Here is a 14184-nt window from a genome sequence, read left to right on the forward strand (position 1 = left end):
GATTGCCGTTGTAAGTTTTCGTTTGTAAGATTGTTTTAGGAAAAGAAAGAATATGAATAACAAGATAGCGAAAGCTCATCTCGCCCTTTTTGCGGCAGGTTGTTTATGGGGGCTTATGTCTCCTGTGGGTAAATTAGCGATGGATGCCGGTATTAGCGGTATATCGTTGGCTGCTATGCGGATGATAGGGGGAGCTGTTTGTTTTTGGACCGCTTCCTTATTCGCTCCTAAAGAAAAAGTGGCTAAACGCGATTTTGTAAAATTGTTTTTTGCAGCCCTCCTGGCTATCGTTTTTAATCAAGGATTATTCATTTTAGGCTTGTCGCTTACTTCGCCGGTAGATGCGACGATTATTACCACGTCTCTGCCTATTATCACGCTGATATTGGCCGCTCTGTTCCTTAAAGAGCCGGCCACGCCGATGAAGATTGCCGGTGTTGTGATCGGCGCTGCCGGTGCCTTAATCCTCATAATAAGCAATCACACCGGCTCCGGGATTTACGGAAACGTCCTTGGTGATCTTTTTTGCTTATTTGCCCAGATCAGTTTTGCCTGTTATTTGACCATTTTCCGTGGTTTTATCGGTCGTTATCATATTCTTACTCTGATGAAATGGATGTTTACCTATGCCGCGCTGTGTTTCATTCCGCTTTCATGGAACAGCCTTTCGGAGATGATGAAGAGTTCGTTTCCCTCGGCTGTCTGGCTGGAAATCGGATATGTCGTTCTATTCGGAACTTTTTTTGCCTATCTGCTGATAATGGTCGGTCAAAAAACCCTTCGGCCGACCCTCGTCAGCATGTATAATTATGTTCAACCAATTGTCGGGACGGTAGTTTCCGTATGGTTGGGAGTAGGCTCCTTCGGATGGATGAAGGCTTTCGCTTCTGTATTAATATTTATCGGAGTCTATATTGTGACGCAAAGTAAATCGCGCGAGCAATACCGCAAAGAAGTTACACGGATAAAATCCTAACAGGAACAATGTTTTCAGGAGTAATTGCTCTGTAACCGGTTTTTTATCCTGATAAGTACGAAGGTAAATATTTTTTGTACTTACTTTGTACTCGCTCTTTTTTATTTATTTATTTTGCAAAGTATTTAATTTGGTCGAGTATGCAATTTACAACTTCTCCTTCTGTCGTGCAGTCGCATGACATACGCCGCTTCCGGTTTCGGGATACGCCTTTCGTCAATCTGATGAATAAGCGTATATATAATGTGTTGATCGTTGCGTCGAAATACGATATGTTTATGTTGGAAGATGACGGCCGTGTGGACGAACAGATTTTCAACGAATATACGTCGCTCAACTTACGTTATCCGCCTCGTTTTACGCAGGTAAGCACCAACAAAGAGGCGATTCGGGAACTTCGATCGAATCGTTACGAGTTGGTTATTTGTATGCCGAATATGGATAATAGCGATGCTTACGAGTTGGCGAAGGAGGTGAAGAGGGATTATCCTGAAATAGCGACCGTGTTGCTGACGCCTTTTTCGAAAGCGGTTACGCGGGCCTTGGAAAAAGAGGATTTGAGCGGAATCGATTATGTGTTCAGTTGGTTGGGAAATACCGAATTACTGGTGGCCATTATCAAACTGATTGAAGATCGGATGAATGTGGAGCATGATGTGAAAACCGTAGGTGTTCAGACCATCATGTTGGTGGAAGACTCGGTACGCTTTTATTCTGCGGAGCTACCCCTACTTTTCAATTACGTGCTTTCGGCTTCGAAAGAGTTCTCGAAAGAGGCGCTAAACGCCCACTTGCAGATGTTGCGTATGCGTGGCCGCCCTAAAATATTGTTGGCGCGTGACTATGAAGAGGCAATCGACTTGTATAAGAAGTACGGTGATAACATGCTCGGGGTGTTGTCCGATATGAGTTTCAATCGGGAAGGAAAGAAGGACAAACTTGCCGGAAAAAAGCTGGGCGAATGGATCCGCGAACAGGATGAATATATTCCGATTATTTATTCCTCTTCCGAAAGTCAGAACCGGGAATATGCCGTCCGGATAGACGCTTCGTTTATCGATAAGAACTCGAAGACGTTTCCGCAGGATTTGGAGAAAACCGTTAAGGATAATTTCGGGTTCGGCGATTTTATCATTGTCGCTCCGCATACCAAGCAGGAGATTTTCCGGATTAAAAACCTGAAAGAATTGCAACTCAATATCAAGCGTATTCCGAAGGATTCACTATACTATCATTTGTCGCGCAATCATTTTTCGAGGTTCTTTTATACTCGGGCAATGTTTCCCGTAGCCGAAATGCTGAAAAAGATTCCCGTGACGGCTTACGCTTCCATGGACGATGCTCTCGAGTTGATTTACGAAGCCATTGTCGAATACCGCAAGATGAAAAATACGGGAGTTATTGCGGTGTTTGAAAAAGACCGTTTCGACCAATATTCCAATTTCGCACGCATCGGTGAAGATTCTTTGGGAGGCAAAGGGCGCGGACTGGCTTTTATCGGGCAGATTGTGAAAACGCATCTCGAACTGAATAACGACGATAATTTTCCGGTCATTACACCCAAAACGGTGGTGTTGTGTACCGATATTTTCGATGAGTTCATGCAAGCCAACCGGCTTTACGACATTGCCCTCTCGAACCTGCCGGATGAGGATATCCTGAAGCATTTCCTCTCGGCCAAATTGCCCAAGCGGTTGGCGGGCGATTTTCTGGTCTTTTTCGAGGCTATTTCGGCGCCGATAGCCATCCGCTCGTCGAGCTTGCTCGAAGATTCGCACTATCAGCCTTTCGCCGGAGTGTATTCTACGTATATGATACCGAATGTGACGGATAAGTACGAGATGTTGCACTTGTTGAGCGATGCCGTCAAAGCGGTCTATGCGTCGGTGTTTTACAAAGACAGTAAGGCGTATATGGCTGCTACGCAGAATCTGATCGAGCAGGAGAAAATGGCGATCGTCCTGCAGGAAGTCGTCGGGTCGCAATACGGCAACTATTATTATCCGGCCATATCGGGTGTTGCGCGTTCCATTAACTATTATCCCATCGGTAACGAACAACCGGGCGACGGCATCGTCAATATGGCGATGGGGCTGGGCAAATATATTGTCGACGGAAATACCGGACTCCGGTTTTCACCGTTGCATCCGTCGAATATCTTGCAACTGAGTACGCTCGATTTTGCACTGAGGGATACGCAAACCCTTTTTTACGCGTTGGACATGGAATCTTTTTCGAAGGAGTTCAGGGTCGATGACGGATTCAATCTGGCGAAAATCCGTTTAAAGGAAGCAGATAAGAACGGCCCGCTGCGTTTTCTGTCGTCGACCTACGATCCGCAGGATCAGATTATCCGTGAGGGCTATTATGAAGGCGGGCGGAAGATCGTTTCGTTTGCGAATATTCTTCAACATGGCATGTTCCCGTTGGCGGACACGATCGATAAAATACTGAAGATCGGGCAGGAGGAGATGGGACGCCCCGTCGAAATCGAGTTTGCCGCCGATATTATCGATCAACAGCACGGGGCCTTTTATGTGTTGCAGATAAGGCCCATTGTCGATAACCGGGAGGTGGTGCAGGAAAACCTCGAAGAAACGGATGTGAATGATACGGTGCTGTTTTCGAACAATGCATTGGGTAATGGTATTTCGTCCGATGTATACGATGCGGTGTATGTGAAAACGGCTGCATTTCAAGCCGCGAATAACTCGCTCATCGCCCGAGAAATCGAAAAACTGAACAGGCAGTTCACCGAACGCGATGCATATTATGTATTGGTAGGTCCCGGTCGTTGGGGATCTTCCGACCCGTGGCTGGGCATTCCCGTCAAATGGACACACATCAGCCGGGCAAAAGTCATTGCCGAATCGGCCTTGAAAGACTACCGTATCGAACCGAGCCAAGGGACTCACTTTTTTCAAAACCTTACTTCGTTTGGCGTCGGTTATTTTACGATCACTCCTTTTGTCGAAGGCGGCGGTTTTTTCGACGAAGCCTATTTGAATGCTCAACCGGCAATCTTCGAAACCGATTTTATACGGCATGTCCGTTTCGAGCATCCGTTAGTCATCAAAATTAACGGGAAAAAGAAACTGGGAGTCGTGATGAAGCCGTGATAGGAGACAGGGAGACAAGGAGACAGAGAGACAAGGGGACGGGGGGACAGGGAGAATTGTCCGCTTGAAATCTACAATTGAACGGCTACAAGAGGCTGTTTGCGGTCGCTGTCGGTTATAGGGATCCGGAGGATAGTAATCAGTCCTCCCGTACACCGAAATCTCGTTTGTCGGTAGAACAAATCATTCAATGTATTTAAAAAAAAAGTTAAAACATCTACTTCTTGCAGCAATTAGAAGGTTTGTGGCATCAATATATCCGTAAGCGTCGTATTTTTTATGTGATCTCGAAAATCGCGCTTCGACATAAACCAATTATTAATTTAAAGAATACGTAGATTTATGAAAAAATTAAGTTATTTGTTGAGTGTAATGCTCGTATGTTTGTTCGTTGCGTCTTGTGACAAAGAAGATGATAAGAAAAATCTGACTCTTAATCCAAGTTCTGTAGAAGTAGAAATAGCCAAAACCGTCGATGTAGCCGTTAGCGGAGGAACTTCTCCCTACACAGTAACCCCGACGGATAAAACAACCGCTGAATTAACGGTGAGCGGAAGTAAAATTAGCGTAAAAGGAGTAAAAGCCGGAAAAGCTACTTTCACAGTGAAAGATAAGGATAATAACAGCGCAACACTTTCGGTAACGGTGAAAGATGCTGCCGTACTGAAATTTACTCCTGCCAAAGTAGAGAAATTGGAGGAGGGTAAGACCGTTGAAGTTACGGTTGCCGGAGGCGAGGCTCCTTATGCTGCCGAACCGAAAGATAAGACGGTAGCCACCGCAACGGTTACGGATGCCAAGATTACCGTAACCGGCGTGAAAGCCGGAACAACCGAAATTACGGTAACCGATAAAGATAAGAAGAACAGCGCCACTTTCGCGGTAGAGGTTGTGGCTCCTGCGGCCGGATAGGTTTTTTTGAACGAAAACAGTAAAAGAGATCAAACCGGAAGCCGGCTCGGAGAATTTTCGAACCGGCTTTTCATTTTATTTTTTTTCAACTAATTGGCCTGTGATTTGTTTATCAGAAGATAATGCACCAACAGTTTAAAACAGCATACGACATGAGAAGATGTTTTTTCCTTTGCATAGTGTTTGCATACGCTTTTAGTATTTCTGCACAAATGAAACAGACGACAAAAAATTATGAAACCCAATGGCAGGCGGTAGCTGCATACGAAAAAAAATCGCTACCCCAATCCGCTTCCGCCGAAGTTAATAAGATATTACGTCAGGCGATTGCCGACAAAAACAGCCCGCAAGTCATCAAGGCCCTTATTCATCAGGGGAAATACGACAGTGTATTGGATAGCCAAAAAGATACGCTGGTCTTCGTTCATTTGAACGAAATGCTTTCGAAAAGTTCCGATCCGATAGAGCAATCCGTCCTGCATTCCATGTTAGGTGAATTGTATCTCCAATATTATCAGAACGATCGCTGGAACATTGATCAGCGTACGCAACTATCGGGCTTTGTTCCCAGGGATATGAATGAATGGACGAAAAATATCTTTTACGATAAGGCTGTAGAGCATGTGGCGAAGTCGGTCGCCCCGGCAGACGAGTTGCTGAAAGTGAAAGTCGAACACTATGCCGCCGTCATCGAATTGGGAAAGGATTCGCGCCGTTTCTTCCCGACAATGTATGACTTTTTGGCAAAGCGCGCCATCGAGTTGTTCCCGCAAGTGGAGGAGGATGACGATTTAAGCCGGTCGTTAGCGCGGAAACACATCACACAGGAATCGTTGTTCGCGCCCTTGGAAGAGTTTGTCGAGCTGCCTTTTAACCCCCAACCGGAGGAATATAACCTGTGGGCGTTGGAAATGTACCGCAGATTGCTCTCGTCGTTGTCTGGAAGGGGATTGGAGCAGTCGACCGTCCTCATCGAATTGGAGAAAACGGATTATCTGAGAAAATTGTATTCTGCTTACGAAAACTATGCGTTTCTTTCGCTCGAAAAGATGTACCGGAAATGGGAGAATCAGGATTTTAGCGTGGAAATTGTCGATAAGATAGTGGATATCTATCAGGCGAAGTTATTCTCTGCCAATATTCCGGGAGCGGAGGACGATAATATCCGTAGAGAAAAGGATGCCCGGAAAAAACTCTATGAATTGTTGCGAAAAAATATTGAGGCCTTTCCCCGATATGAGCGTATTGCTTTATTAAAAAGTAAATTATCGGCCCTTACCCAACCCTCTTTCTCGCTTACAGGGGAGAATGCATACACGCCTGAAAGCGAAAAAAAATTAAACTTGACTTATCAAAATCTATCCTCGTTAAAAGCCAGGCTCTATCGGGTGGAAATGCCTGTTTTTGACCGGTATAATGAGAATTTGAAGAAAAACGAGAAGAAAACGTTTGTAAAGGAAATATCTGTTCCATTGCCTCCCGAAGAGGTCTATTTAACAGGTAAAACGGCATTTTCCATCGATATAAAGGAACCGGGAGCCTATAAATTGGAATTCGAGGCGGCGAATAAACAAGTCGATAATCGTTCTAACGGGCATGATTTCTATTTTTCCGTTTCCGATTTAGCCGCTTTCGGCCGATCTTTAAAAAAAGATCGTTACGAATTCTTCGTCGTTAACCGATCGACCGGCAAACCTGTGAAAAATGCGAAGATCAATATTTATAAACTGCCTGGAAACTGGAACAATTCATCGTTGACTCTTGTCAAAACCATTCTTGCTGATGAGGAAGGTTTGGCCGTTTATCAAAAAGATATTCCCAATTACGATGTCTTTTATCAAGCTGTTGTCGACGGAGATCGCGGGTCTCAATTGAGCCGCCTGCCGTCTGCCGGTTATTATTTTTCGGAAGACATAGCGGAAACCACGCCGCAAACCATTATCGATATTTTCACCGATAGAAGCATTTATCGTCCCGGACAAACAGTCCATTTCAAGGCGATTGCCCGTTCATCCGGAGATAAAGAGGCGAAACTCGTATCCGGCAAACCGTATGATTTCATCTTATACGATACGAACCGTCAGGAACAGGGCAAACAAACATTGACTACGAATGAATACGGCTCTGTGGCTGGCGAGTTTGTGTTACCTCAGGGGGTGTTAACGGGCTCGTTCTTTATCGAAACGGACCATGGGCGCGTTCCTTTCAGAGTCGAAGAGTATAAACGTCCTACCTTTGAAGTTACGTTCGATAAAATCGATAAGACGTATAAGTTCAATGAACAAGTGACGTTGAAAGGTGCTGCGCAGAACTTCTCAGGCATAAAATTACAACGTGCCGAGGTGGCGTATCGCGTTTCCCGCCAACAATTATGGTGGGGAAATTGGGGACGTCCTGCCGATCACTTTGCCGAAGGAGTGACGCAGACAGATGATAACGGCGCCTTTGAAATAACGTTTACTCCGCAAAAGACCGATGCCGGCAATACGCTTTTGCGCTCTGCCTATTCGTTCCGCGTAGAGGCCTCCGTAACGGATGTGAATGGAGAAACGCAAACAGGAACGTATACCGTGGCGGTAGGCGATGTTTCGATGATATTGCAAGCCGATATTTCCGATAAAGTAGAAAAAAACAGCGACAACAAGTTGAATATTTCCGCCAAAAACCTCGATGGAAACGATATCCCGGCGGAAGGAACCTATCAATTGTTTTCCTTGCAAGAGAACGATTCTATTGATACGCAAATATGGGAAGGCCGTTTCGTTACGGGTGAACAAAAAGAGTTGAAGAATAAACTCAAGGATATTCCTTCCGGAAAATATAAACTCGTTCTCAAATCGAAAGATGATCGGGGGAACGAAGTGACTGCGGAGAACAGCTTCGTGCTGTATTCCTATGCGGATGCCCGCCCGCCTATCCAAACGAATGACTGGTTTATTGTAAAAAACGGTACGTTCGGAACGGCTGAAAAAGCCGAAGTCATCTTAGGCGTTTCCGATGAGAACGTCCATGTCCTCTACGAATTGTGGAAAGAAAACGCGCTTCTCGAGCGCAAGTGGATCGTTTTAAATAATGAAAACCGGTTGTTTTCATTGCCTTATAAAGCATCGTACGGCAAGCAAGTGACGTTGATGCTTTCGTATGTGAAAAAAGAAAAGTTTTATATGCATCGGACGGAAATAGATTTGCGCAAAGAAAATAAAGAACTGAAGGTGTCTTTGGATGTCTTTCGCGATAAAATCCGTCCCGGTTCGCAGGAAGAATGGCGCCTCACGGTGAAAGACAATGCCGGGAATCCCGCCGTCGCGGAGGTGCTGGCTTCGATGTATGACTTTTCGCTGGATAAAATTTTCCCTTCCGTCAACTGGAACTTATCAACGTTCCCGTCTAATCTTTCTGTGCCCGCTCCTGCCGTCTATCGAAACGCTTCTTTCGGACAAGAAACGGCTCAGTGGAATTCGACGGTAGACTCTAATCCTATAAAAGCGTTCGAGTTCGATGTTTTTAATTGGTTTGGGTTGTTGATGAGAGGTGGTTATAATATTGCAATGCTTCGTAGCGCCAAGTCTGTTACCTTTTCTGCTATGGAGGAAAGTTCCCTTGCCGGAGAGGATCCGAGTCTGCAATCTCATAATCAAATAGCGGTTTCGGTGGCGGATGTAGCGGCATTTAGCACGCAAGAGACCGTTCAAGACGGTGCTGCCGGCCTACAGGACGAAAACGCGGCTGTTCAAATACGCCGACGGTTCGATGAAACGGCGTTCTTCTATCCGCAGTTGCGAACCAATGAAAAAGGAGAGACGCAAATCGCGTTCACGGTTCCCGAAAGCAATACCCGCTGGCGCTTCCGGGTGCTGGCGCATGACAAGAACCTGAATACGGGCAGCGCCGAAGCTTTCGCCGTATCGCAGAAAGAACTGATGGTTACACCCAATATGCCGCGTTTCCTTCGTCATGGCGACCGGACAAGTATCTCAACGAAGATTTCGAACCTGTCCAGTGAAACGATAAACGGTACGGTAACATTAGAATTTTTCGACCCGGTAACCGATGAAGTGATAAAGGACAAAGGTGTGGAAAATCAGTCCCAGCCGTTCTCTTTGGCCAAGGATGTTTCGTCCGATGCGGCGTGGACATTCGATGTTCCGTCGGATATTGATATCATCGGCGTGCGGATTGTCGCCCGGAGCGATGCATTCAGCGACGGCGAGCAACATGCGCTGCCGGTGCTTCCGAACCGTATGATGGTCACGGAAAGCCTGCGTTTGGATGTGAATGGCAATGAGACGAAAGAATTTTCGATGGATCAATTGGTCCATAAGACTTCCGGCAGCGCCGAAGAGTATCGCCTGACACTGGAGTTCGCTTCTAATCCTGCTTGGTATGCCGTGCAGGCGTTGCCGGTGCTCAGTAATCCGCAAAGCGATAATGCCGTGAGCTGGTTCGCCTCGTATTACGCCAACACGTTGGGATATCATATTTCCCAAGCCTATCCCAATGTGGCAAGGATGATTGATGCGTGGAAGAAACAGGGTGGCGATGCGGATACTTTTTTATCGAATCTCGAAAAAAACGAGGAGTTGAAAAACGTGTTGCTGGAAGAAACGCCATGGGTATTGGAGGCGAAAAACGAATCGGAGCAGAAGCAGAAATTGTCGTTGTTGTTCGATCTCAACCGCTCGACGATGCTTACGAACGCCGCCATCGACAAACTTAAAGATTTACAGGCCTCGCAAGGCGGGTGGAGTTGGTTTAAAGGGTTCCGGCCGGATGTAACCATCACTCATTATATTCTATATGGCTTCGATCAGTTAAAAAAATTGGAAGCAGGAACGATTACCGACGACATTCGCTCTATGCAGGCAAAAGCGGTGTCGTACATCGATTCCGAAGCGCTCAGCCGCTTTGAAGAATTGAAGAAAGGAAACCGCGATTGGCGCAAAATACAAACCATACCGGTATATGATTTGGAATATTTGTACGTGCGTTCGGCTTATCCCCAGTATCCCGTAAGCGATGCTTTGACGCAAATGACAGATTTCTATACCTCTGTTCTCGAAAAAAATTGGACCCGCTACGGACTGTATGAACGGGCTATCATCGCACAAATTATGCATCGGAAAGGGAACGCATCCGTGGTGAACGATATCCTCCGGTCGTATCGGGAGCATGCGACGACAGATGTGGAGCAAGGCATGTTTTGGGCGAATAATCGCAGTCGTGTGTTTATGTCCCAATCGACCGTATCCGTACACACTTTTATTATGGAGGCTTTTCAATTGGGCGGCGCAAAACCGTCCGAAATGGATGGAATGAAGCGATGGCTGCTCAAGCAGAAACAGACGCAGCAGTGGGAATCGACGCATGCCACGATGGACGCCGTGTATGCCTTGTTAAGTACCGGAAACGACTGGTTTTCTTCCGATGCAGGGACGGCCGCCACGGTGGTTTTAGGGGGAGAGGTCGTAGAGCCGGACAGCAAAGAGGCGGGTACGGGCTATTTTAAGAAGGTTTGGAATCGGTCGGAAATACGTCCGGAAATGGGGCAGGCCAAAGTCATCCATCAAGGCAATCAGCCGGTTTGGGGCGCCTTATACCGCCAATATTTCGAAGAGTTGGATAAGATTGTAACGACGGACGCTTCGCTCGACGTGGAAAAGCGTTTGTTCACGGAGCAAACGGACGCTTCGGGTACGAAACTGGTCGAGGTGAATGAAAGCCGTCCGTTAAAGATCGGCGACAAAGTGGTCGTCCGGTTGACCGTGCGTACCGACAGGGATATCGAGTTTGTGCATCTGAAAGATATGCGGGGCGCTTTCCTCGAACCTGTCGAGCAAATTTCGGGAGTACGTTGGCAAGGCGCAACGATCTATTATCAGGCAACAAAGGATGCTTCCACGAATTTCTATTTCGATCATCTTTCCCGGGGTGTTTATGTGTTGGAATATGCCGCTTATGTGACGCGTACGGGAGATTATTCAAATGGCATTGCAACGATACAATGTCTCTATGCGCCGGAATTTACCGCTCATACGGCAGGAATGCGTGTCCGGGTTGAGAAATAGAAGAAGAGAATTTTATAGAGTTTCAATTTTCGGCATTCGACTAAAAAATTTATCTTTGCATACCCATTCTTCATAATATGCGTAGAACAAATTATGATCAGGGACCCTTTATGGGATAACGAATATAAAAGAATGGAGCATTTGGAACATAAAACTATAAAAGTCGCTTTTTTTGCCGATATCTTGATCCGGGATTTTGACGGGGCGATAAAAACAATGTATCAACTGATTGATCGAATTCCCCCGGAAGGGTTTGAATATCTGTTTTTTTGCGGCACTCCCCCCAAGCATTCTTTTCCCCATAAGGTCGTAAAAGTACCTGCTATTACGATTCCTTTAAATATAAGCTATAAAGCCGCTTTACCGAGACTGGCCAAGATCAGGCTCTGGTTTGCGCTTTCGAAGTTCGAGCCGGACGTCATTCATATTTCCACTCCTTCTCCTCTTGGTTTTTTTGCGTTGGATTATGCCAAGAAAAGAGGAATTCCCGTTTTATCGGTTTATCATACCCATTTCATATCTTACATGAGGTATTATTTCAAATATGTTCCTTTTCTCATTCGTCCGGCAGAGTCATTGATCAAAAAATGGTATTTGAAATTTTACAATGCCTGTACCCTTGTATATGTTCCTACCCGGCAGATTATAGACGAATTAGTTTCTTTCGGCATTGAAAAAAAACGGTTGAAATTGTGGCAACGCGGATTGGATACGGCGTTGTTTAATCCGTCAAAACGAGACAGGAGTTTTATGAAAAAACTTACGGGGAACGATTATCCGTGCATTCTTTTTGCTTCGCGCCTCGTATGGGAAAAGAATCTGGAAACGTTGTTCGATATTTATGATCTGGTCCGAGCGAAAGGATGGAAAGTGAATTTTGTCATCGCCGGTAACGGCGTTGCGGAGGCGGAAGCCCGGGAACGTATGAAAGATGCTGTTTTTACGGGCTTTATAGATCATCGGAAGTTGGCGACGTTATATGCCTCCTGCGATGTTTTTATCTTTCCTTCCATATCCGAAACGTATGGGAATGTGGTGGTCGAAGCGATGGCTTGCGGGTGTGTGCCGGTGATTGCGCGTGGCGGAGGATCACAATCGCTGGTGGATAACGGACAGAACGGTTTCTTATGTGAACCGAATCAGGCTGAGGATTATATTATTCACATTCAACGATTGTTAGAGGATGAAGAACTTAGGCGAAAAATGCAATCGGCCGGATATCGATCTGTGGGCGATTTAAGCTGGGAGAGCCTGGCGAATGTATATTTCAACGACTTGAAATCTTTGTCGCGATTCGATCCCCCGAAAATTACGGATAGAGAGGAACGTCTTTTCTCATCTGATTTTAGTAAAGCGGAAATAACGTTAAAATAAAAACCCTCCTTAAACTAAATTGTTATATTAACATCGTAAACAACATATAAGAAAAGAAACAAAATAGGTATATATAATATGAAGAAGATTTGTTTAGCAGTGCTCTTTGGTATAATAGGATTAAGCATGGGTTTTGCGCAATCGGCGCCCGAAGTTAAATTTAAAAATATTGTTCATGATTTCGGTTCGATTAAAGAAGAAATAGGAGCGGTCACTACGCGGTTTGCATTTACCAATACGGGTAAAAGTCCTTTAATTATTCAACGTGTATCGGCCTCTTGCGGATGTACGACACCCGGATATACGAAAGAGCCGGTTTTACCCGGAAAAGACGGAGAAATAACAGCCAAATATTCCACTACCGCGCGTCCCGGAACATTTAATAAAACCATTACGGTATATACCAATGTACCCGATACGGTATATGTACTCACGATCAAAGGAAATGTAATCCCTAAAAGGCGATAAAATAAATGGCCCATCATCATCCTGAAAATGATTCAAAATATTTAGGGCTGAATGTAAATAAAGGCATAACCCGCCCTCCGAGTATCAATCCTTATCTGCGACAAGTCCGGAAAGATTATCGTAAGATTTACACGGCACAAGAATATGCCGAGGGTATTCTTAAAGGAGATATTGCCGTGTTGAGCCAGGCGGTGACTCTTGTGGAAAGTTCCAAGCCCGAACATCAGGTTGTCGCTCAGGCAATCATTGAGAAGTGTCTGCCTGCTTCCGGCAAGTCTATCCGTGTGGGAATTACCGGCGTGCCCGGTTCCGGAAAAAGTACCTCCATCGATGCTTTCGGAATGCATCTTATCGAACAGGGACATAGATTAGCCGTCCTTGCCATAGATCCCTCAAGCGAGCGGTCCAAAGGGAGCATTTTGGGTGATAAAACCCGGATGGAAAAGTTATCGGTAGATAAAAATGCATTTATCCGCCCTTCTCCCTCTGCCGGTTCGTTAGGCGGCGTAGCGCGTAAAACCCGTGAAACCATTATTCTTTGTGAAGCGGCCGGATTCGATTATATTTTTGTAGAGACGGTAGGTGTAGGCCAATCCGAAACGGCCGTTCATTCCATGGTCGATTTCTTCCTGCTCATTCAATTAGCGGGTACGGGAGACGAATTGCAGGGCATAAAACGGGGTATTATGGAGATGGCCGATGGCATTATTATCAATAAAGCGGATGGAGATAATATCGACAAGGCTAAAATGGCCGCCCGCCACTTCAAAAATGCGTTGCACTTATATCCTCTTTCCGAGTCGGGATGGAGTCCTGAGGTCTTGACTTATTCAGGGTATTACAAGATAGGAATAAAAGAGGTGTGGAATATGGTTCATCGTTTTATCGATTTCGTAAAGGAAAGCGGCTATTTCGACCGGAAGCGTAATGAACAATCCAAATATTGGATGTATGAAACGATCAACGAGCGGCTTAAAAACGATTTTTATCGTAATCCTTTTATTGAAAGCTTGATGCCGAAATTGGAAGCCGATGTTCTTTCTGCACGGAAAAGTTCTTTTGTTGCCGCAAAAGAAGCTTTGGATGCGTATTATGACCAAGACAATTGAAAAAAACGGTTCTTTCGGATAACAACGTACCGAAAGAATCCGTATCTTTGCGATCTGATTATAAAGAGGCGCACTCTTCTAACGGTTAGGAATCCTGCTTCTCACGCAGGCAATAGCAGTTCGATTCTGCTGTGCGCTACTTTTCAATCTTCTATCAATCT

7 protein-coding genes and 1 tRNA gene are annotated in these 14184 nt (G+C 45.5%); all 8 read left to right on the top strand.

Features of this window, described 5'->3' with window-relative positions; all coding sequences use genetic code 11:
• Window positions 1–52: 52 nt before the first annotated feature.
• The 8 genes from ABNK31_RS01585 to ABNK31_RS01620 all read left to right on the top strand — a co-directional run bounded on the left by ABNK31_RS01585 (window position 53) and on the right by ABNK31_RS01620 (window position 14162).
• Window positions 53–976 (top strand): DMT family transporter, encoded by a 924-nt coding sequence (locus tag ABNK31_RS01585; RefSeq protein ID WP_418894005.1) that lies wholly within the window; start codon window positions 53–55, stop codon window positions 974–976.
• A gap of 140 nt (window positions 977–1116) precedes the next feature.
• A complete protein-coding gene (locus ABNK31_RS01590) occupies window positions 1117–4095 on the top strand; it encodes a PEP/pyruvate-binding domain-containing protein (protein WP_418894006.1) in 2979 nt (992 codons plus the stop codon).
• Window positions 4096–4437: 342 nt separating this feature from the next.
• Window positions 4438–5007, top strand: coding sequence for a pilus assembly protein N-terminal domain-containing protein (locus ABNK31_RS01595; RefSeq protein ID WP_418894007.1), 570 nt, complete (start codon window positions 4438–4440; stop codon window positions 5005–5007).
• 212 nt (window positions 5008–5219) lie between these two features.
• The gene (locus ABNK31_RS01600) at window positions 5220–11072 is read left to right on the top strand and encodes an alpha-2-macroglobulin family protein (protein ID WP_418894008.1); all 5853 of its coding nucleotides are present in this window, start codon (window positions 5220–5222) and stop codon (window positions 11070–11072) included.
• Between the two features lie 93 nt (window positions 11073–11165).
• Window positions 11166–12446, top strand: a complete 1281-nt coding sequence (locus tag ABNK31_RS01605) for a glycosyltransferase family 4 protein (protein WP_418894009.1) — start codon at window positions 11166–11168, stop codon at window positions 12444–12446.
• Between the two features lie 78 nt (window positions 12447–12524).
• Window positions 12525–12914 carry a DUF1573 domain-containing protein gene (locus tag ABNK31_RS01610; RefSeq protein ID WP_418894010.1) on the top strand — a complete coding sequence of 130 codons (390 nt, stop codon included), beginning with the start codon at window positions 12525–12527 and terminating at the stop codon, window positions 12912–12914.
• Between the two features lie 5 nt (window positions 12915–12919).
• On the top strand, window positions 12920–14023 hold the full coding sequence (gene meaB, locus ABNK31_RS01615; RefSeq protein ID WP_418894011.1) for a methylmalonyl Co-A mutase-associated GTPase MeaB: 1104 nt from the start codon (window positions 12920–12922) through the stop codon (window positions 14021–14023).
• 67 nt (window positions 14024–14090) lie between these two features.
• Window positions 14091–14162 (top strand) — tRNA-Glu (locus ABNK31_RS01620).
• Window positions 14163–14184 lie beyond the last annotated feature (22 nt).

The organism is Limibacterium fermenti (assembly GCF_041902845.1).
Lineage (GTDB): Bacteria > Bacteroidota > Bacteroidia > Bacteroidales > Dysgonomonadaceae > Limibacterium > Limibacterium fermenti.

Bases quoted from the DNA above. Each gene is read 5' to 3' on its own strand.
- ABNK31_RS01610 (WP_418894010.1), top strand. From the start codon at position 12,525: ATGAAGAAGATTTGTTTAGCAGTGCTCTTTGGTATAATAGGATTAAGC.
- ABNK31_RS01590 (WP_418894006.1), top strand. From the start codon at position 1,117: ATGCAATTTACAACTTCTCCTTCTGTCGTGCAGTCGCATGACATACGC.
- ABNK31_RS01595 (WP_418894007.1), top strand. From the start codon at position 4,438: ATGAAAAAATTAAGTTATTTGTTGAGTGTAATGCTCGTATGTTTGTTC.
- ABNK31_RS01585 (WP_418894005.1), top strand. From the start codon at position 53: ATGAATAACAAGATAGCGAAAGCTCATCTCGCCCTTTTTGCGGCAGGT.
- ABNK31_RS01600 (WP_418894008.1), top strand. From the start codon at position 5,220: ATGAAACAGACGACAAAAAATTATGAAACCCAATGGCAGGCGGTAGCT.
- meaB (WP_418894011.1), top strand. From the start codon at position 12,920: ATGGCCCATCATCATCCTGAAAATGATTCAAAATATTTAGGGCTGAAT.
- ABNK31_RS01605 (WP_418894009.1), top strand. From the start codon at position 11,166: ATGATCAGGGACCCTTTATGGGATAACGAATATAAAAGAATGGAGCAT.